Source organism: Streptomyces lydicus, assembly GCF_001729485.1.
Taxonomy (GTDB): Bacteria; Actinomycetota; Actinomycetes; order Streptomycetales; family Streptomycetaceae; genus Streptomyces; species Streptomyces lydicus_D.
On the sequence record NZ_CP017157.1, the window covers coordinates 7278263 to 7297934 of the forward strand.

A 19672-nucleotide genomic window follows, 5' to 3' on the forward strand; every position below is an offset into this window, starting at 1 on the left:
GCGGCCGCTACTGGTTCGCGAACTTCCGGCTGATGCCGGTGAAGACACGTTCGGCCTCCGGACCCAGATGGGGGCCGGCGAGCCAGGTGTGGGCGTTGGAGCTGATGGAGGTGTTGGAGACCAGGGTCAGCTTGCCGCCGCGGGTGACGAACCAGCCGCCGCCGGAGGTGCCGCCGGTCATGGTGCAGCCGATGCGGTTCATGGCGGGCGTGCCCTGCTGCATGACCAGGCGGCCCGGGCGGGCGGGGCAGTTCATCATCCGGGCGCCGTCGTAGGGCGGCGCGGCCGGGTAGCCGAAGGCGTCCAGCGAGCTGATCCGGTCGGCGGACGGGGCGTCGAACCACACCTGGGCGGCGGCCCCCACGGTCTCCTGGAGGGACCTGCCGCCGCCGTTCTCCGGCTTGACGTGCAGCACCGCGAAGTCGTAAGCGGAACCGCCGTTGCCGGACTCCTCGCTGCCCATGTTGATCCACTCGCCGGAGGTGGTGATCCAGTCGGCCCAGAAGCGGCCGTAGGGGGTGATCTGCTGGGACGGGGTGCCGTCGACCTGGCTCATGGGCACGCCGTTGTCGTTGTACGACGGCACGAAGACGATGTTGCGCATCCAGCCGCCCTGCTTGCCGGAGTGCACGCAGTGACCGGCGGTCCACACCAGGTTGGAGCGGCCCGGGTGCGCCGGGTCCTCGACGATCGTGCCGGAGCAGACCATCGGGCCCTTGGGGCTGTCGAAGAAGATCTTCCCGACCGGGGCCATGTTCCGGTGGTACGGGCGGGCGACCTGCTCGGCCGTGACCGGCTGCGGCTCGGGATCGGTGGCGTCGAACTCACTGCCCGCGCCGGTGGCCTGCACCCCGATCTCCGGCGCGGCCTTCGCCCGCGCCAGCCGGTCGTTCCGCCAGTGGTCCTTGATGACCGGGTTGACGAAGTCCTGCGCCTTGCGGGCCCACTCGTCCCAGTTCTGCCAGCCGCCGTCCTTCCACTTCTTCAGGCCGTCGAGGTCGGTCGGCACGCCCTTGGGGAGCTTCAGGCCCGCACCGCCCTTGTGGTCGGCGGCGGCCGAACTCCCGGGCCCGGCAGCCGCGTTGTCGCCGGGGCCGCAGGCGGTGGCGGTGACCGCGAGCAGCGCGGCCAGTGCCGCGGCCGCGGCGGTGGAGCGGCGGATGGATGGCATGGTGCGAGTCCCCCCGTGACGTGACGGCGCCGCCCCCGGCCGCGCCGTTCCGTAAATCTGTCATGTCCCTCATCGGTCTGCGCCCTACTATGCCGCCATGCCCGGGCCGCCCCGCTGCGGGGGCCCGACGGACCGACTACCCCAGGACGGACGGCTGCCATGGCCCGCTCAGCCACCGTGGTGCGCAGTGCCCGACTGGCGCTCCGCCGCTTCACCCCCGACGACGCGGAGCAACTGGCCGCGCTGCACGGCGACCCGGACGTCATGCGCTTCATCGACACCGGGCGACCGGTACCGCGGGCGCAGGTGCTGACCCGGACCCTGCCGGAATTCCTCGCCGAGCCGGGCGTACGGGCCGCGGAAGTGGCCGCCACGGGTGAGTTCATCGGCTGGTTCGCGCTGCGGCCCACCCGCCCCGGACAGTCCGACGAGGCGGAACTCGGCTACCGGCTGCGCAGGGCGGCCTGGGGCCGGGGCTACGCGACCGAGGGCGCCCGCGCGGTCCTCGCGTACGGCTTCGGCGAGCTGGGGGTGCGGCGGGTGACGGCGACGACGATGACGGTCAACCGGGGCTCGCGCCGGGTCCTGGAGAAGGCCGGCCTGCGGTACGTACGGACCTTCTTCGAGGAGTGGCCGGACCACATCGAGGGCGCGGAGCACGGCGACGTGGACTACGCACTGTCCCGGGAGGAATGGGCGGCGGGCGCCCGGCGGTAGTCCCTACCGGCGGGCCGGCAGGCGGGGGTCCCGGTAGGCGGGGTGGGGGTGGGGGGCCGGGGCGCCGGGGCGGGCGGGGGTTGAGATCCCGTCGCGGAACTCCGCCAGCTGCTCCGCGGTGGGGTACCACTGCTGGGCGCAGCGGCCGCACCACCAACGCCAGTTGTCCCAGTCGGTGTTGGTGTTCGTGGTGTCCTTCCACAACCGGTCGTCGCACGCGGGTGTGGGGCACTTCGGCGGGAGGGGCATGGCGTCAGCCTGCTGGGTGCGCCGCCGTGGGGAGCGGCGGATCGCCGACCGCCATCCGAACGGGTGAGACCGGCGGCCGGGCCGCGGGGCGGCACGACGGAGGGGTGCGGGCCCGCCGGCCCGCACCCCTCCGTTCCGTCCTTCCGGCCGGCTGCTACTTCTTCGGCAGCCAGCTCTTCCAGACGTCCGGGTGCTTGTCCACCCACTGCTTCGCCGCCTCGTCGGCGGACAGGCCGCCGGAGGCGATCGCTTCGGAGACCTCGTTCTGGTCGTCCTTGGTCCACTTGAAGTTCTTCAGGAACGCCGCGGCACTGCCGCCCTTCTTGGCGAACTCCGTGTTGAAGAACTTCTGCAGCGGGGTGGTCGGATAGGCGCAGTCGATGGACGTGGGGTCCTTGGCGCCCTTCGCCGCGCAGGCGTCGGTGTACTTGGGGAGCTTGACCTCCACCATCGGCACCTGGTTGAAGAGCCACTGCGGCTCGTACCAGTACGTCAGGAACGGCTTCTTCTGCTTGGCGAACTGCTGGATCTGGGTGATCTGCGCGGCCTCGGAGCCGGCGAAGACCACCTCGTAGTTCAGACCCAGGTTCTTCACCAGCGCCTTGTCGTTGGTGACGTAGGACGGCGAGCCGTCCATCAGCTGGCCCTTGTTGCCGCTCTCCGAGGTACGCAACTGCTTGGCGAACTTGTTGAGGTTCTTCCAGTTGGTGACCTCGGGGTGCTTGTCGGCCCAGTACTTGGGGACGAACCAGCCGATGTGACCGGTGACGCCGTTGCCGCCGCCCGCGGTGATCGTCTTCTTGTCCTTGACGTACCGCTTCTCCTGGTCGGGGTGGCCCCAGTCCTCCAGGATCGCGTCGACCCGGCCCTGGCTGAGGGCGTCCCAGGCGGGGATCTCGTCCACCTGGACGGTGTCGACGTGGTACCCCATCTTGTGTTCCAGCAGGTACTTGGCGACCGCGACGTTGGACTGGGCGCCGACCCAGGTCTGCACCGACAGCGTGACCGACTTGGAGCCCTTGGCCGCGGCGAACGGCGAGGACTGCTTGGTCATGTCGGCCTTGCCGCAGGCGGACAGGGACAGCGAGAGGACCACCGTGCCGGCGAGCACGGTCGTGCCGAGGACGGCTTTGCGCGTACGGGACATGATCAGGCTCCCTTCCCCGTCGTGCGGCGTTCCGTGGGCTGGGTGACCCGGTCGAGCATCAGGCCCAGGCACACGATCGCCACACCCGCGACCAGGCCGACGGCCAGGTCTCCGGTGGCGAGGCCGGTGACGACGTCGTAACCGAGGGCGCCACCGCCGACCAGGCCGCCGATGATGACGACGGCGAGGACGAGCACCACGCCCTGGTTGACGGCCAGCAGCAGGGCCGGCCGGGCGAGCGGCAGCTGCACCTGGCGCAGCATCTGCCAGCGGGTGGCGCCCAGCGAGCGGGCCGACTCCATGGCCGCGGGGTCCACCTGGCGCAGGCCCTGGGTGGTGATGCGGATGACCGCGGGCAGCGCGTAGACGACCGCCGCGGCGGCGGCCGGGGCGCGGCCCACCGCGAAGAGGGCGACGACCGGGATCAGGTACACGAACTGCGGCATGGTCTGCATGACGTCGAGGACCGGGCGCAGGAACGCCTCGAAGCGCTTGCTGCCGGCCGCGAGGATGCCCACGCCGAAGCCCAGCACCAGCGTCACCGCGAGGGCGGCGAGCACCTGGGAGAGGGTGTTCATGGACGGCTTCCACACGCCCAGCACACCGATGGCGGCCATCGCGAGGACGGCGGTCAGTGCGGTGCGCCAGGTGCCGATGAGCCAGGCCAGCGCGGCGACGACGAGCAGCGTGCCGTACCAGGGCAGCGCGGTCAGCCCGTCGCGCAGCGGGTTGAGCACCCAGTTGGTGAAGTGCGCGGCCCAGTCGGCGGTGCCGCCGATGACCGGGACGCCGGAGTAGAGGTGGTCGACCATCCACGCCTTGAAGTCGTTGACGGGGTGGGCGATGTCCACCGACCAGGCGCCGGGCCAGACCAGCGAGCCCGCGAGGCGGCCGAGCAGGGCGACCACCGCGGTGACCGCGGCGATGCCGGCCCAGGCCCGCCAGCCGCGCAGCCAGGCCGGGCCGCCGGTGGCGGAGTCCGCGCCCAGCCGGGCGCCGGCCGCGGCGGTGGTGCGGTCCATGACGATGGCCAGCAGCACGATCGGCACGGCGGCGGCGAGTGCGGCGCCGACGTCGACCGAGGCGAGCGCCTGGTAGACGCGGTCACCGAGACCGGCCGCGCCGATCATGGAGGCGATCACGACCATGGACAGCGCCATCATGATCGTCTGGTTGACGCCGAGCAGCAGCTCCTTGCGGGCCAGCGGGAGCCGGGCGGTCAGCAGCCGCTGCCGGCCGGTGGCGCCGAGCGAGGAGACCGCCTCCAGCACCCCCGCGTCCGCGCCGCGCAGACCCAGCGCGGTCAGCCGCGCCATCGGCGGGGCCGCGTAGACGACGGTGGCCAGCAGCGCGGCCGGCACGCCGATGCCGAAGACCAGCACGACGGGCAGCAGGTAGGCGAACGCCGGCAGCACCTGCATGGTGTCGAGGACCGGGCGCAGGATGCGGAAGAGCCGGTCGGACAGGCCCGCGGCCAGGCCGAGCAGCGCGCCGACGACGACCGAGGCGAGCACCGCCACGACCATCAGCGCGAGCGTCTGCATGGTCGGGACCCACATCCCGAGTGCCCCGCTGACCAGGAAGGACAGCAGCGCGGTGGCGGCGATGCGCACACCGGCCACGCGCCAGGCGAGCAGCGTGACGCCGGCCGTCACACCGGTCCAGCCCAGCGCGAGCAGCACCAGGTAGACGGCGCGTACGGAGAGGACCACGGCGTTGGAGAGGTGGCCGAGGAAGTAGACGAACAGCCAGTGGCTGTCGCGGTTGTTGATGATCCAGTCGCTGGTCCTGCCGAGCGGCCCGGACACGTCGACGGTCAGCGAGGACGGCCAGGCGGCACCGTACTTGGCGGCCAGCAGCGGGACGAGGACGGCCGCGGCGACGGCGAGCAGCAGGAGCTTGGCGAGGCCGCGGCGGTCCAGCAGGGCCTTGACCGGGCCGGCCTTGGGGGCGTCGGCGCCGAGGCCGCGTCGAGCGGCGGGGGGTGCGGATGCAGTGCTCATGCGCGCCCCCGCTTGACGGTGCCGGTGGGCACGTTCATCGCGGCGCAGCGCTGGGCCTCGCGCCACTGGCGCAGCAGGGCGGCGCGCAGGCGGGCCCGGGGGAGGCCGCGGGAGCTCTGGAACCGACGGCGCGCACGGCGCCGCTTCTGGGGGTCGCGGCGTACATCAGGCAGCCACCTCGCCGTGCTGCGGGCGGTCGATCCGGGCGACCACGTCGAGCAGGCAGGCGTGGTCGACGACGCCCAGGCAGCGGCCGTCCTCGACGACCCGGGCCGCGCCGCCGGAGCGGGCGACCGCCTCGATGGCGTCGGAGATCAGGGTGTCGGCGGCCAGCGCCGGGCCCTGGTCGGCCTCGCCGTCGCCGGCCGGACGCATCGCGCGGCGCACGGTCAGCACCTGCTCGCGCGGCACGTCCCGGACGAAGTCGCGGACGTAGTCGTCGGCCGGGGAGCCGACGATCTCCTCGGGGGTGCCGAGCTGGACGATCTCGCCGTCGCGCATCAGGGCGATCCGGTCGCCGACCCGCAGCGCCTCGGCGAGGTCGTGGGTGATGAAGACCATCGTGCGGCCCTCCTCACGGTGCAGGCGGACGACCTCTTCCTGCATGTCGCGGCGGATGAGCGGGTCGAGGGCGCTGAACGGCTCGTCGAAGAGCAGCACCTCGGGGTCGACGGCGAGCGCGCGGGCCAGTCCGACGCGCTGCTGCTGGCCACCGGACAGCTGCCCGGGGCGGCGCTTCTCCAGGCCGGCCAGGCCCACCTTGTCGACCATCTCGTTGGCGCGCTCGCGGCGCTCCGTCTTGCCGACGCCCTGGATCTCCAGGCCGTAGGCGACGTTGTCGACGACGGTGCGGTGCGGCAGCAGGCCGAAGTGCTGGAAGACCATGGCGGCGCGGCGGCGGCGCAGTTCGCGCAGCGCGGTGCGGTCCATGGCGCGGACGTCCTCGCCGTCCATCTCCAGGTCGCCGCTGGTCGGCTCGATCAGCCGGGTCAGGCACCGGACGAGGGTGGACTTGCCGGAGCCGGACAGGCCCATGACGACGAAGACCTCGCCCTTGTGGACGTCGAAGGAGACGTCGCGGACGGCGGCGGTGCAGCCGGTCTGCTCGCGCAGTTCCTGGGCGCTCAGCTCGGTGACGGAGGCGTCGTCGGGGATCTTGTCGGCCTTGGGGCCGAAGACCTTCCACAGGTGCCGGACGGAGAAGACGACCTCGCGGGCGTCCTCCGCGGTGTCGGCGGCTTTGCGGGCGTTGGGTATCTCGGATGCGCCGGCGGAGGTGGTAGCCATCACGCATCACCTCCCTGAGTCGGGGCCTTATGGAGCAGGTCGGCGCACTTCTCCCCCACCATGAGCACGCCCAGCATCGGGTTGACGGCCGGCATCGTCGGGAAGACCGAGGCGTCGGCGATACGGATGCCGGCCAGTCCGCGGACCCTCAACTCGGGGTCGACGACGGCCAGTCGGTCGTTCGCGGCGCCCATCTTGCAGGTGCCGGCCGGGTGGTAGACGGTGTGCGCGGCCTTGCGCACCAGCTCGCTGATCTCCGCGTCGTCGGTCACGTCCGGACCGGGGAAGACCTCGCGCTTGAGCCACTTGGCGAACGGCTCGGCCTGCGCGACCTTGCGTGCCAGCTTGATGCCGTCGACCAGGGTCCGGCCGTCGTAGTCGTCCTCGTCCTCGAAGTACCGGAAGTCCAGCGCGGGCTTGACCTCGGGGTCCGCGGAGGTGAGGTAGAGCCGGCCGCGGGAGCGGGACTTGGGGATGTTGGGGGTCATCGACACCCCGTGCTCGGGCCGCTCGTAGCCCAGTCGCTCGGGGTTGTCGGTGAAGGGGATCTGGTAGAAGTGGAACATCAGGTCGGGGCCCTTGTGCTCCGGGTCCCGCTTGACGAACAGACCGGCGTCGGAGTCCATCGCGGAGTTGCCCGGGATCGGCCCGTCGGTCTCCCACACGATCACCGACTCGGGGTGGTCGATGAGGTTCTCGCCCACGCCCGGCAGGTCGTGCACGACGGGGATGCCCAGCGCTTCGAGGTCCTTCTTCGGGCCGATGCCGGAGTGCATCAGCAGCCGCGGGGTGTCGACGGCGCCGGCGCACACCAGCACCTCGCGTGCCGCCTCGACGTAGATCTCCTCGCCGTCCTTGGTGCGGACGTGGACGCCCTTGGCGGTCGTGCCGTCCAGCTCCAGCTTGTGCGCCCAGGTCTCCAGCATCAGCGTGAGGTTGGGGCGGTCGCCGGCCTCGATGTGCGGGTGGAGGTAGGCGACGGAGGCGGAGGAGCGCTTGTTGTTCTCCGGGTGGTAGGAGAGGTCGAAGAAGCCGACGCCCTCGTCGAAGGGCTTGTCGTTGAACCCGACGACCTCCGGGACGCCGAGCGCCGTTTTGGTGGCCTCGATCCAGTCCGTCGCGATCTGGTTCTGGTCCTTCTTCGCCACCCGCACGATGTTGTTGCGCAGCTTGCCGAAGTAGGGGTCCATCTCCTTGTGGCCCCAGCCGGCGGCGCCCGCGGCCTCCCACTCGTCCCAGTCGGACGGCAGCGGCTTGAAGGAGATCAGGGTGTTGTGGGAGGAGCAGCCGCCGAGGACCTTGGCGCGGCTGTGCAGGATGTGCGAGTTGCCGCGCGGCTGCTCGGTGGTCGTGTACTCGTAGTCCAGCTCGCCGCCGAGCAGGCCGAGCCACTTGCGCAGCGTCAGCACGTCCTCGCGGTCGATGTCGGAGGGACCGCCCTCGATGACGGCGACGGTGACCCCGGGGTCCTCGGTGAGGCGGGAGGCGATGACGGAACCGGCGGTGCCGCCACCGACAACGACGTAGTCGTACACGGGCATGGGGGTCGTTCTCCTTCTGCGAAATTCACCAGCGCTGCGATGGCCCGAGCTGCCTGGGGGTGGGTGCGGGAGGACGGGGCCGGCGCCGCGGGGGGAGGCGGCGCCGGCCCCGGGTCAGCCCGCGAACCAGCGCACCGGCTCCGGCCGGAGGTTTTCGTAAATGTGCTTGCTCTCGCGGTATTCGTCCAGACCCGTGGGGCCAAGTTCCCGGCCGATGCCGGACTTGCCGAAGCCGCCCCACTCCGCCTGCGGGAGGTAGGGGTGGTAGTCGTTGATCCACACCGTGCCGTGCCGCAGCCGCGCCGCGACCCGGCGGGCGCGGGCGGTGTCGGCGGAGAAGACCGCGCCGGCCAGGCCGTACTCGGTGTCGTTGGCGAGCGCGACGGCCTCGTCCTCGGTGCGGAAGGTCTCCACCGTCAGGATCGGCCCGAAGGTCTCCTCGCGGACCACCTTCATCTCCCGGTGGCAGCCGTCGAGGACGGTGGGCGCGTAGAAGTAGCCGGTGGCCGGGCGGACGTCGGACGACTCGGGCCGGGCGCCGCCGCAGCGCAGCTGGGCGCCCTCGGCGAGCGCGGAGGCGACATACGCCTCGACCTTGTCGAGCTGCTGCTGGGAAACCAGCGGGCCGCACTCCACCCCGTCCTCGGTGCCCCGGCCGAGCTTGATCTTCTCGGCGCGGCGGGCGAGTTCGGCGACGAAGCGGTCGCGCACCGACTCCTCGATGATCAGCCGGGCGCCGGCCGAGCAGACCTGCCCGCTGTGGATGAACGCCGCGTTCAGCGCCTGGTCGACGGCGGTGTCGAAGCCCTCGTCGGTGGCGCAGGCGTCGGCGAAGACCACGTTGGGGTTCTTGCCGCCGAGCTCCAGCGCGATCTTCTTGGCGCCGGACACCGCGGCCGCGCCCGCCTTCGTGCCGCTGACCAGGCCACCGGTGAAGGAGAACAGGTCGACGTCCGGGTGCTCGGCCAGCCGCTGACCGACCGGGAGGCCCGCGCCGGTGACGATGTTGGCGACGCCGGCCGGGAGGCCGGCCTCGACGAGCAGCTTGACCAGGTGCACGGTCGACAGCGGGGTGACCTCGCTGGGCTTGACCACAAAAGTGTTGCCGGCCGCGAGGGCCGGCGCGATCTTCCAACTCGCCTGGAGCAGCGGGTAGTTCCACGGCGTGATGAGCGCGCAGACACCGACCGGCTCGTGCACGACGACGCTGTGCACGTCCGGCGAGCCGGCGTCGACGACCCGGCCGCCGCTCTCGTTCATCACCACGTCGGCGAAGTACCGGAAGGCGTTGGTGACGTCGTCGACGTCGACCCGGCCCTCCTCCAGCGTCTTGCCGGTGTCCCGGCTCTCGATCAGCGCGATCTCCTCGCGGTCGCGCTGGAGCAGGTCGGCGACCCGGCGCAGCAGCGCGGAGCGCTCGGCGACCGGCGTACGCGGCCAGGCGCCGTCGTCGAAGGCGCGGCGGGCGGCCGCGACCGCCGCGTCGGCGTCCTCGGCACCGCCCTCGGACACCACCTGGAGCGTGCTCGCGTCGGCGGGGTCGAGGACCTCCCGCGTGGCGCCGGATGCGGCGGACCGCCACACCCCGTCTACGTGAATGGTCTCGCTTGCCGACACGTCGTTCTGCCTTCCGCTTACCGATTTGTTCCCACTGGTGCAACCACTGGCATCACCAGCAACGGGAACCCCTATCCGGAAGCGCCCCACCTATGCCCAAACCTTCATGGAAAGTGAGCCGACTCACTCAATGTGCGAACGAATGTCCTAGAACGTAACCTGAATAGCCGTATGTCCCTCGGGACGTCACAGGGGTGCCCGGTCACCCCTCCTACCCGAGCCACACCCCCCTCCCACGCCCCCTCCGGACCGGAGGTGCCGAGATGACCAGCAGATGCCGCGCCGTCACCGCCACCGCCGCCCTGAGCTGCGGGGCGGCCCTGCTCGCCGGGGCCGCCTGCACGGGCGTCGCGGCGGCCGGCGACCCCGACGGCGAGGGCGACCTCGCCGGCAAATCGGCCCAGCAGATCTCCGACACCGCCCTGCACGAACTCGTCGCCGCGCACTCCCTGCGCCTGCGGACCCGGACCTCCGCCGACCCCACCGAGCTCGACCTCACCCTCGACCGGGCCGGCAACTGCACCGGCGCCATCAGCAAGGGCCCGTCCGGGCGCGTCGAGATCATCAAGCACGGCACACAGGTCTGGATGAAACCGGACGCGGCCTTCTGGAAGAGCCAGCTCCCCGGCAGCAAGGGCGAGGAGGCCGCCGCGAAGTACAAGAACACCTTCCTGCACGGCACCACCCACGACGACTTCCTGCACAGCCTGTCCGAGGCGTGCGACCTCACCGCCTTCCAGAAGTCGGCCGCCGGCTCCGACGAGCCGCCCTCCGGCGCCCCGTCGCCGTCCCGCACCCCGACCCTGACCAAGGGCCGCCCCACCGTCCACGAGGGCGCCCGCGTCCTGCCCCTCGTCAAGAAGGCCGACGGCGTCGTCCAGACCCTCTACGTCGCCATCGACGGCAAGCACTACCCGCTCAAGCTCACCGCCGAGGTCGACCACCAGACCGGCACCATCCTGCTGAGCAACTACGGCACCCCGGTCCCCGCCACCACCCCCGCCCCCGGCGACACCGCCGACATCTCGGCACTGGAGAACCTCCTGCAGGGCACCCGGGGGGCCTGACGGGAGGCGCGGGCCGGGCCCACCCGGGTGCGCGGCTCCCCGGACGGGCGGCCCGCCCGCCGGTCAGTCTTCCGTGGGCGTGCCCGGCGCGGCGGCGGTCGCCGGGGGAACCGCGCACTGGTCGGAGAAGCCCTGGCTGCGCAGGCCCATCGCGCTGTTCAGACGCGAGCGCAGGTTCTCCACCGCCACCACCGTGGTCAGCTCGACGAACGCCCGGTCGCCGAGCCGCCCGCGCAGGTCCGCGGCCAGCTCGTCGGTGACCGCCGGCGGCGTCGCGGTCATCGCCTCCGCGTACGCCATGACCAGCCGCTCCGGCTCCGTGAAGGACTCCCGGTGGGCGCGCCGGTCGGGCACCTTGCTGATCTTCGCGAGCGGCAGCCCGAGCCGGTCCGCCTGCCAGTGGCCGAAGTCCACGCACCACGAGCAGCCGATCGCCGCCGCCGACGCCAGCTCCGCCAGGTGCTTCAGCGCCGGGTCCAGCGCCTTCCAGCGCGCCACCCTGCTCTCGAAGGCGAAGTACCCGCGCAGGATCTTCGGGTGGTGCCCCAGCACCAGGGCGGGCTGCATGACCCGGCCGTAGGCGCGCCGCGAGTACCACTCGGCGAGGCGCAGGGTGAGCGTGCGGGGCGGGGAGAGCGGAATCCGGGCCATGGCGGTACCTCCTTGTGCCACCGGGGCCGGCCGCCGGCCCCTCACCCCATTGACGTACCGGTACCGGCCGGTGTGACATCCCGGGGGCGACAATGCAGGCATGGCTGAGACAGCGGCGAAAGCGGTGCTCGTGGGTGGCCCCGAGGAACTGCCCGAACGGATCGTCCCGGTCGATCCGCCCGGGTCCGAGCTGAAGATCCCGTTCCGTAACGGCTACGAGCACTTCCGGGCCACCAGCCGGCAGCAGCACACGCCCGAGGGGCCGCTGCCCGTCTACGAATGGTGGGAGCGCACCGAACTGCCCGGGTAGCGGCCGGCAGCACCGTCACCGCGCGCACCGCGCGCAAACGGCCGAGCCCGCACGGCCGTTGCGGCCGTGCGGGCTCGGTGCGTCGGTGCTGCCGGCTCAGAGGAGGCCGAGGGCGCGGACCGCCTCGCGCTCCTCCTCCAGCTCCTTGACGGACGCGTTGATGCGCTCGCGCGAGAAGTCGTTGACCTCCAGGCCCTGCACGATCTCGTAGCGGCCGTCCTTGGTGGTGACGGGGAACGAGGAGATCAGGCCCTCCGGGACGCCGTAGGAGCCGTCCGAGGGGATGCCCATCGAGGTCCAGTCGCCGTCGGCGGTGCCGTTGACCCAGGTGTGGACGTGGTCGATGGCCGCGTTGGCGGCGGAGGCCGCGGAGGACGCGCCACGGGCCTCGATGATCGCCGCACCGCGCTTGGCGACGGTCGGGATGAAGTTCTCGGCCAGCCACTTCTCGTCGTTGACGATCTCGGCGGCGTTCTTGCCGGCGACCGTGGCGTGGAAGATGTCCGGGTACTGGGTCGCGGAGTGGTTGCCCCAGATCGTCAGCTTCTTGATCTCGGAGACCGGGGCGCCGGTCTTCGCCGCGAGCTGCGAGATGGCGCGGTTGTGGTCCAGGCGGGTCATCGCGGTGAAGCGCTCGCGCGGTACGTCCGGCGCGGCGGCCTGCGCGATCAGCGCGTTGGTGTTGGCGGGGTTGCCGACGACCAGGACCTTGATGTCGTCGGCGGCGTGGTCGTTGATGGCCTTGCCCTGCGGCTTGAAGATGCCGCCGTTGGCCTCCAGGAGGTCGCCGCGCTCCATGCCCTTGGTACGGGGGCGGGCGCCGACGAGCAGGGCGACGTTCGCGCCGTCGAAGGCCACGTTCGGGTCGTCCGAGATGTCGATGCCCTGGAGCAGCGGGAAGGCGCAGTCCTCCAGCTCCATCGCGGTGCCCTCGGCGGCCTTCAGACCCTGCGGGATCTCCAGGAGGCGCAGCTTCACCGGCACGTCCGCGCCGAGCAGATGACCGGAAGCGATGCGGAAGAGGAGTGCGTAACCGATCTGGCCGGCGGCGCCGGTGACGGTGACATTGACGGGAGTGCGGGTCATGGCGATCTCCTGCGCGGTGTTTTTCCGGGGGCAAGCCCCTGGACCACCATGGGTGGCGGTGGGTGTCCCTGCCCAGTTATCGAGGTCTCTTGGTATCGAGAGACTCGGCCGTCAGGCTATCGGACCCCTCCCCGCGCCACGTGACGGGCCGGTGTGGAACACCTCACCGGATGCGTCCGGCGCACCCGGGCCCCGCGTGTGGTGGGGCGGCCGCCCGCTCAGGGAGGGGGGAAGCGCGCGGCCGCCGAGTTGTGCCACACCCGTGGGGGGGGTACGGAGGAGCGCCTGCCCGGGATGCCGCGGGGCATGCCCCCGGATTTTCCGGGCCGTTCCGCGAACGGCGGTTACCGGCCAGTGGCGGGCGGTGCGCCGCCCCGCCGGGCCCCGGTCAGCGGACGGCCCGCCCGGTGACCGGGCGGGCGCAGACGTTCGCGCCCGCGGCGGTCGTCCCGCACGCCGAGACCTTCGCCGGGTCGCCCGTCACCTGCACCATCGAGGTGTACGCCGCGCCGTCCCGCTCGACCCGCGCCGTGACGCGCCGCCCGCCCGCGCTGACCGTCGCCCGGTCCCCCGGCGCCGCCCCGCTGAGCCGCGCCCAGGCCGCCCGGCAGACCGTGCTGTAGCGGACCTCTATCAGCGCGCCGCCTGCCGTGCCGCGGGACGCGCTGGTGGCCCGCGCCCCGCCGCAGCCCATCGCCTCCGGGTCCTTGCCCGCACAGTCGGCGCCGCTGCACCGCACCCCGGCCGGCAGCACCGGCCGCGCGCCCGGCGTCGCCGGCGGCGCGGGCGCATCGGCTGCCTTCCGGACGCCCCCGGCGTCCGGCTGCAGCAGCAGCACGGCGGCGACGGCCACCAGCAGCGCGCCGACCACGCCGGCCGTCCACGCGAGCGCCCGCGGCCCGCGGGTCCGCCGGTCCGCCCCGGCCGCACCGGACGCCGCCGCCGGGGCGGGGGCGGCCGGCGGCACCACCCCGTCCCGGCCGGGGAAATCACCCGGCGCGGGCTCCTGCGCACCGCGCTGCCGCGGCACCGAGGAAGCCCACGGCCCCGCGGCCGTCTCCCGTTGCTCCGCGACCTCGACGCCCCGCGCCGACGGGCCGGCCGGCCCGCCCGTCCGCCCCGGCTCCCCGGAGTTCGCGTACCCGGCCGCGGCGCCGGCGGTCCCGGACCGCGCCCCCTCCGTCGCGCGCGACGGGGACTGCGCCGGCCCGGACGGTGTCTCGAACTCGCCCAGGGCGGCCCGCGCCTGGGCGACCCGTATCGCCTCCACCGTGACGTCCTGCCGCATCTCCGCCCGGCTCCAGGCGCGTTCGGCCAGCTCCCACAGGGTGGTGAGGTGCCCGGCGTGGGTGTCGGTCGCCTCGGCGAGCGCCAGCACCGCGCGGCGCGGCGGCAGCAGCCGCCCGTTGAGGTAGCGCTCCCACGACGTCTTGCTGAAGCCCGTACGGTCCGCGAGGGCGGACACGCTCAGCCCGCTGCGGTCCACGAGTCTGCGCAGCCGGCCCGTGAACTCCCGCACCTGCGGGTCCAGTTCCGCCGGCAGCGGCTTCCAGCGAGGCATGGCCTCCCCCAATCGCCCATGTACGCGCGACGACGCGACTCCCCCGGGCCGCCGGCCTCCGATGACTACCCACAGGGATGCCCCCGGCCAGGACGCGCTGCGCCTTTCCTGAGCGCACGGCAGCAGACGGGGCAGGTGCCGCACACCCGTACGCGCCCTGGAGCTCTCAGCAGTGTGGCATTTCCGCCCGGGTTCTTACGACTTTCCTACAGATGCCGACAAGAACCGGCCACGAGGGCGTCGGGCGTGTACCGTCCGGCCGACCCGGCAGGCGCGCCGGGTCAGCCCGGGACGCACTCCTTCGCGGCGCCACCCGCCGGATAGAGGCACAGCCGGATGCCCCGCGGGCCGCGGGCCGCCGCCATGGGCGTGACGAGGTACCCCTCGGCGTCGAAGCGGTCCCGCACCCGCACCGACCGCGGCGCCGACCCCGGCACCGACACCTCGATGCGGTCACCGACCCGGCCGTTGCGCAGCCGCCCCCAAGCCGCCCCGCAGACCGTGCCGTAGCGGACCTGAAGATGCTGCCCCCGGGAGGCGGTCCGCTCCACCGGCGTCTCCACCAGGCCCGCGCCGCCGCAGAACATCGACTGCGGGTCCTTGCCGTCGCACGCCCGCCCTCGGCAGCCGGTGACCGCCGACGAGGACGGCACCGCGCCCCGCACCGGGCCGCCCACCCGCTCCTCCCCCGCCCGGAAGACCAGCGCCACCCCGACCGCCAGGACGCCGACGCAGACCCCGGCCGCCACCGCGGCCACCGCACGGGAGAGCGGCGGCCGGGACGGCGGCCCGGCCGGCACGGAGGGCACCCGCGGCGGCGGCACGGGCGACGCGGCCGGCGCGGCACCCTTCGAGGGCGCGGCCCGTCGGCTCCAGGCCGCGTCCGCCAGCTCCCACAGCGCCACCAGCCGCCCGGCCGGCTCGCCCGCCAGCCGGCACAGCGCCTCGACCGCACCCCGGGGCGGCAGCTTCTTGCCGTTCAGATAGCGCTCCCACGACGACTTGCTGTACGGCGTGCGCGCGGACAGCGCGGCCAGACTCAGCCCCGTACGCCCCCGCAACTCCCGCATACCGGCGGCCAGTCGGGACGTCTCCACGTTCTCGCACAGCTCACCGCGGCGCCCGCTCACCGGCGCAGCACCTTCCAGGTGTCGGGCCCCACGATCCCGTCCGTCGGCAGCCCGGCCCCGGCCTGCAGGCGCTTGACGGCGCGCTGGGTGTGCTCGCCGACGACGCCGTCCACCGGGCCCGGGTCGTAGCCGTGGTGGTGCAGCAGGCACTGCGCCTCGACGACGTCCCAGCCGGTGGCGCCGCTGCCCAGGATCGCGGTCGTGGTCCGGCTCCGCCCGGCGGACAGGCCGCCCGGCGCGCGGGTGAGGTGACAGCCGAAGGTCTCACCGACCCGGTGGGTGAAGGCCGGCACCGCGCCGGTCGCCCGGCCGGCCTCCGCACCGGCCGTACCGCGCCCGGCGGTGTCCGGCTGCCAGGGCCGGACGACCAGCAGCGCCACGGCGGCCACGACGACCAGGCCCAGCGCCGCCAGCACGACCAGCGGCCCGGTCCGCGCCCGGGGACCCCCGGCCGGCCGCGGACCGCCCTCCCCGGCCCCCGCCGCGTCCACCGCACCGGCCCCCGCTGCGTCCACCGCTCCGGCGTCCGCCGGGCCCGCCGCCGGCGCCGTCTCCGGGGCCGCCGCCGCGCCCCCGGCCGGCTCCGCCCCGCGGGGCCCCGGCGCCGGCCGGTCCGTACCCCACGCCTGCGCCGCGACCTCGTGCAGCGCCAGCAGCCGGGTCGGATCGGTGCCGCAGACCCGCGCCAGCGCCGCCACCGCGTCGCGCGGCGGCAGCTTCTTGCCGTTGAGATAGCGCTCCCACGACGACTTGCTGTACGGCGTCCTGGCGGCGAGCGAGACCAGGCTCAGCCCGCTGTGGTCCTTGAGTCTGCGGAGCTGCACGACGAGCTGCCGCACCCGCGGGTCGAGCGATTCGGGCAGCCCTTTCCAACGCGACATGTCCCACCCCGTACGCGTGCGTTCTCCCCCGAGGCGCGAGCCCCCTGTGCATGCCGATGATGACGCGGACGTGGCCTCCGGTTCCCGCTTTTACGGTTTCCGCACCGTTTCCGGACATCCGTGCCGAACACTCCCCGTCCCAGCGCGGCGTCCGCGGGGCCCACGTCCCCGCAGGCCGGCCCGTGGGACGTCCCACGAGGTCCCAGCCGGCCGGCACACGGTGGCAGGCCGCCGACGCGGCGGCGCACAGTCGTTTCCGCACCACCGGCGGCACGGACCACTCCGCGCCGCCCTCCACTCACCGGGGGAGGAACCCACACCATGAACATCCGCAGCAACGTCCGTCAGCGCCTCGCCCTCACCGCGGCCGCCGCGGCCGCCGCGGGCGGCCTGGCCCTGGCCCCGGCCGCCGGCGCGTTCGCCGCCCCCGCGCCCACCCAGCACGGCTCCGTCACCCTGCAGCGCGCGCCGGGCAACTGTCCCCGCGGCTACCTGTGCGTCTACCCCAAGCCCAACTACAAGGGGACGCCGAAGAAGGTGGCCGGCAACAACCGCGACCTGCGGCGCTACGGCGGTGCCTTCAGCCACCCGTGGTCGGCGTTCAACAACGGCACCCGCTGCAACGTGACGGTCTACGAGCGGCCCAACTACCGCGGCGGCCACGCGAAGCTGAACCGCGGCACCGGCTGGACGTACATCGGCGGCAACATCATGACCATCTACTCGAACAAGTGGTGCTGAGCACCCCACACATGACGGCGGCGGCCCGTCCTCCCACGGGGGAGGAGGCGGGCCGCCGTCCCGTACCGTCGCGGCTCAGCGCACGGTGAAGTGCACGATGTCGTCGAGGAACGGGATGTGGATCCACGGCTTCGGCTGCACCATCAGGGCCAGCATCACGATGACGAAGCCGAGCACCCCGTACGTCAGCATGTCCGTGAAGCGGGAGCGCACCGCCAGCATCCCCACCTCCGGCAGCATCCGGCGCAGCACCGCGCCCGCCAGCAGTGCGAGCCCGATCACGATCGCGCCGATCCGGAACGCGTCGAGCGCGACGAGCAGCAGCCCGAACGCGACCCCGCCCATGACCGTCAGCAGCGGCCACTGCCGGGCCGGCGCGGGGTAACCGCCCGACGCGGCCCGGCCGCCGCCCTCCGGGCGGGCCGTGTCGCGGGTCAGGGTCGGAAAGCGGCGCGAGGAGCGCTGCGGCTCGGACGCTCCGTCCGAATGCGCGTCGGCAGCCATGGCTGGCGGTCCTTCCGTGTCCGGTCCGTCTGTCTGTCTGTGTCTTCCAACAGGGTCGCAGAGTCCGCGAGCGGTCAGCCCGCCGCGCGCTCGGCCGCCTCGACGACGTTGACCAGCAGCTGGGCGCGGGTCATCGGGCCGACCCCGCCCGGGTTGGGGGCGACCCAGCCGGCCACCTCGGCGACGCCCGGGTGCACATCGCCGACGATCTTGCCCGCCTCGTCGCGGCTGACGCCGACGTCCAGGACGGCCGCGCCCGGCTTGACGTCCTCGGGCTTGATGATGTGCGGCACACCCGCCGCCGCGACGATGATGTCGGCCTGCTTGAGGTGCGCGGACAGGTCGCGGGTGCCGGTGTGGCACTGGGTCACCGTGGCGTTCTCCGACTTGCGGGTCAGTACCAGCGGCATCGGACGGCCGATGGTGATGCCGCGGCCGACGACCACCACGTGCGCGCCCTTGATCTCGACGTCATGACGGCGCAGCAGCTGCACGATGCCGTAGGGGGTGCACGGCAGCGGGCCGTCGATGCCCAGCACCAGCCTGCCCAGGCTCATCGGGTGCAGTCCGTCGGCGTCCTTGGCCGGATCCATCAGCTCCAGCACGCGGTTGGCGTCGATGCCCTTGGGGAGCGGGAGTTGGACGATGTAGCCCGTGCAGGCCGGGTCCTCGTTGAGCTCCCGTACGACCGCCTCGATCTCCTCCTGGGTGGCGGTCTCCGGCAGTTCGCGCTGGATCGAGGCGATGCCGACCTGCGCGCAGTCGCGGTGCTTGCCGTTGACGTACCAGCGGCTGCCCGGGTCGTCGCCGACCAGGAGGGTGCCGAGGCCAGGCTGCACGCCCTTGGCCTTCAGCGCCTCGACGCGGGCGGTGAGCTCGGACTTGATAGCGGCTGCGGTGGCCTTGCCATCCAGAATCTGGGCAGTCATGGCTCCATCTTCCCGGACGAGGGCGGCCGGGTACCAATCAGGGCGCGCGACCCTTGCGGCGCGGGGCCTCCAGGCGGTTCCCGGCCATCCGCGCGGGGCCCGCTGGCCGGAATTGATCATTGCACTTGCACAACAGCCAAGGGCCTTGACTGGACAGAGTGAACGCGCGAATAGAAGGATTGACACGCAGTGCCGCAGGCTTCGTCGGGGGGGTGGCCAGTGAAACCTGTTTTTCCTCCGCGTCACGCCGCGTGTCCCCCACTGACCCAACGGAGGAAAACAGCAGATGAGCTTCGGTGACCCGAACAACCCTTACGGCCAGCAGCCGCAGGCACCGTACGGCCAGCAGCCGCCCGTCCCGCCGCAGGGCGGCCAGCCCGGCTACGGCTACCCCCAGCAGGCCCCGCAGGCTCCCCAGCAGCCGTACGGCTACCCCCAGCAGGGCGTCCCGCCGCAGGGCGGCCAGCCCGGCTACGGCTACCCGCAGCAGGCGGCCTACGGCCAGCCCGGCATGCCGGGCATGGGCATGCCGCAGGGCTACGCGAGCTGGGGCGCGCGCGTCGGCGCGTACCTCATCGACTACCTGATCGTGGGCCTGATCCCCACCATCCTGTACATCATCGGCATGGCCATGACGGCGAGCTCGGCCACCTCGTCCATCCCGGACACCTCGTCCTGCCCGCCCGGTGACGTGCAGTGCATCAGCGACGCCTACAACAAGGCCAGTGAGGCCAGCACGCCGGTCGGCGCCTTCGTCATGGTCGCCATCGCCGCCCTGATCGGCCTCGCCGCCGGCATCTTCGTCCTCGTCAAGGAGGGCAGCACCGGCCAGACGCCCGGCAAGAAGGCGATGAACATCCGCCTGGTCAAGGAGACCACCGGCCAGCCGATCGGCTTCGGCATGGCCTTCGTGCGCAAGCTGTGCCACATCCTCGACGGGTTCTGCTGCCTCGGCTACCTGTGGCCGCTGTGGGACGAGAAGTCGCAGACCTTCGCCGACAAGATCGTCGGCACGGTGGTCGTCAAGTCCCAGTGAGCCGGCCGGGGCAACCCCCCGGTCCGCCGTGCACCACTCCCCGA

19 protein-coding genes are annotated in these 19672 nt (G+C 72.9%); 5 read left to right on the forward strand and 14 right to left on the reverse strand.

Translation table 11 applies throughout. The features are described 5' to 3' along the window. Positions 1-7 precede the first annotated feature (7 nt). A complete protein-coding gene (locus SL103_RS31545; RefSeq protein ID WP_069572369.1) occupies positions 8-1171 on the reverse strand; it encodes a trypsin-like serine peptidase in 1164 nt (387 codons plus the stop codon). Between the two features lie 159 nt (positions 1172-1330). Between SL103_RS31545 and SL103_RS31550 the strand changes: the two genes are divergently transcribed. Further along, positions 1331-1888, forward strand: a complete 558-nt coding sequence (locus tag SL103_RS31550; RefSeq protein WP_069572370.1) for a GNAT family N-acetyltransferase — start codon at positions 1331-1333, stop codon at positions 1886-1888. Between the two features lie 3 nt (positions 1889-1891). On the opposite strand, the gene SL103_RS31555 is transcribed toward SL103_RS31550, so the two are convergent. The 6 genes from SL103_RS31555 to SL103_RS31580 all read right to left on the reverse strand — a co-directional run bounded on the left by SL103_RS31555 (position 1892) and on the right by SL103_RS31580 (position 9732). Beyond that, positions 1892-2137, reverse strand: coding sequence for a hypothetical protein (locus SL103_RS31555; protein ID WP_069572371.1), 246 nt, complete (start codon positions 2135-2137; stop codon positions 1892-1894). Positions 2138-2291: 154 nt separating this feature from the next. Continuing rightward, positions 2292-3284 carry an ABC transporter substrate-binding protein gene (locus tag SL103_RS31560; RefSeq protein WP_069572372.1) on the reverse strand — a complete coding sequence of 331 codons (993 nt, stop codon included), beginning with the start codon at positions 3282-3284 and terminating at the stop codon, positions 2292-2294. A gap of 2 nt (positions 3285-3286) precedes the next feature. Beyond that, positions 3287-5287 carry an ABC transporter permease gene (locus SL103_RS31565; protein WP_069572373.1) on the reverse strand — a complete coding sequence of 667 codons (2001 nt, stop codon included), beginning with the start codon at positions 5285-5287 and terminating at the stop codon, positions 3287-3289. Positions 5288-5452: 165 nt separating this feature from the next. After that, positions 5453-6574, reverse strand: a complete 1122-nt coding sequence (locus SL103_RS31570) for a quaternary amine ABC transporter ATP-binding protein (RefSeq protein WP_069572374.1) — start codon at positions 6572-6574, stop codon at positions 5453-5455. Continuing rightward, positions 6574-8115, reverse strand: a complete 1542-nt coding sequence (locus tag SL103_RS31575; protein ID WP_069572375.1) for a GMC family oxidoreductase — start codon at positions 8113-8115, stop codon at positions 6574-6576. Before SL103_RS31575 ends, SL103_RS31570 begins: the two co-directional genes overlap by 1 nt. A 114-nt stretch (positions 8116-8229) precedes the next feature. Next, positions 8230-9732, reverse strand: a complete 1503-nt coding sequence (locus SL103_RS31580; RefSeq protein ID WP_069572376.1) for an aldehyde dehydrogenase family protein — start codon at positions 9730-9732, stop codon at positions 8230-8232. A 263-nt stretch (positions 9733-9995) separates the two neighbouring features. Between SL103_RS31580 and SL103_RS31585 the strand changes: the two genes are divergently transcribed. Next, positions 9996-10799, forward strand: a complete 804-nt coding sequence (locus SL103_RS31585; RefSeq protein ID WP_069572377.1) for a hypothetical protein — start codon at positions 9996-9998, stop codon at positions 10797-10799. A gap of 63 nt (positions 10800-10862) precedes the next feature. Here the strand turns inward: SL103_RS31585 and SL103_RS31590 are convergent, their stop codons facing one another. Further along, positions 10863-11450, reverse strand: coding sequence for a carboxymuconolactone decarboxylase family protein (locus SL103_RS31590; protein WP_069572378.1), 588 nt, complete (start codon positions 11448-11450; stop codon positions 10863-10865). A 100-nt stretch (positions 11451-11550) separates the two neighbouring features. Here SL103_RS31590 and SL103_RS31595 point away from each other — a divergent pair, with 100 nt between their 5' ends. Further along, on the forward strand, positions 11551-11760 hold the full coding sequence (locus tag SL103_RS31595) for a DUF5988 family protein (protein WP_069572379.1): 210 nt from the start codon (positions 11551-11553) through the stop codon (positions 11758-11760). Positions 11761-11856: 96 nt separating this feature from the next. On the opposite strand, the gene SL103_RS31600 is transcribed toward SL103_RS31595, so the two are convergent. The 4 genes from SL103_RS31600 to SL103_RS31615 form a co-directional block, all read right to left on the reverse strand. Beyond that, on the reverse strand, positions 11857-12846 hold the full coding sequence (locus tag SL103_RS31600; protein ID WP_069572380.1) for a malate dehydrogenase: 990 nt from the start codon (positions 12844-12846) through the stop codon (positions 11857-11859). 388 nt (positions 12847-13234) lie between these two features. Then, positions 13235-14407: a helix-turn-helix domain-containing protein gene (locus SL103_RS31605; protein WP_069572381.1), complete on the reverse strand. Its 1173-nt coding sequence runs from the start codon at positions 14405-14407 to the stop codon at positions 13235-13237. A 281-nt stretch (positions 14408-14688) separates the two neighbouring features. Next, complete coding sequence (locus SL103_RS39340; protein WP_279631178.1) at positions 14689-15537, reverse strand: helix-turn-helix domain-containing protein; 849 nt, start codon at positions 15535-15537, stop codon at positions 14689-14691. Then, positions 15534-16418, reverse strand: coding sequence for a helix-turn-helix domain-containing protein (locus SL103_RS31615; protein WP_069572382.1), 885 nt, complete (start codon positions 16416-16418; stop codon positions 15534-15536). The genes SL103_RS39340 and SL103_RS31615 overlap by 4 nt, the downstream gene beginning before the upstream one ends. A 321-nt stretch (positions 16419-16739) precedes the next feature. On the opposite strand from SL103_RS31615, the gene SL103_RS31620 reads away from it, so the two are divergent. Next, positions 16740-17159, forward strand: coding sequence for a peptidase inhibitor family I36 protein (locus SL103_RS31620; RefSeq protein ID WP_069572383.1), 420 nt, complete (start codon positions 16740-16742; stop codon positions 17157-17159). A 75-nt stretch (positions 17160-17234) separates the two neighbouring features. On the opposite strand, the gene SL103_RS31625 is transcribed toward SL103_RS31620, so the two are convergent. Further along, entirely contained in the window at positions 17235-17663 is a 429-nt protein-coding gene (locus SL103_RS31625) for a DUF3017 domain-containing protein (RefSeq protein WP_069572384.1), read from the reverse strand. A gap of 74 nt (positions 17664-17737) precedes the next feature. Further along, the gene (locus tag SL103_RS31630; RefSeq protein ID WP_069572385.1) at positions 17738-18592 is read right to left on the reverse strand and encodes a bifunctional methylenetetrahydrofolate dehydrogenase/methenyltetrahydrofolate cyclohydrolase; all 855 of its coding nucleotides are present in this window, start codon (positions 18590-18592) and stop codon (positions 17738-17740) included. Between the two features lie 286 nt (positions 18593-18878). Between SL103_RS31630 and SL103_RS31635 the strand changes: the two genes are divergently transcribed. Beyond that, positions 18879-19628 (forward strand): RDD family protein, encoded by a 750-nt coding sequence (locus SL103_RS31635; RefSeq protein ID WP_069572386.1) that lies wholly within the window; start codon positions 18879-18881, stop codon positions 19626-19628. The last annotated feature ends 44 nt before the right edge of the window (positions 19629-19672 follow it).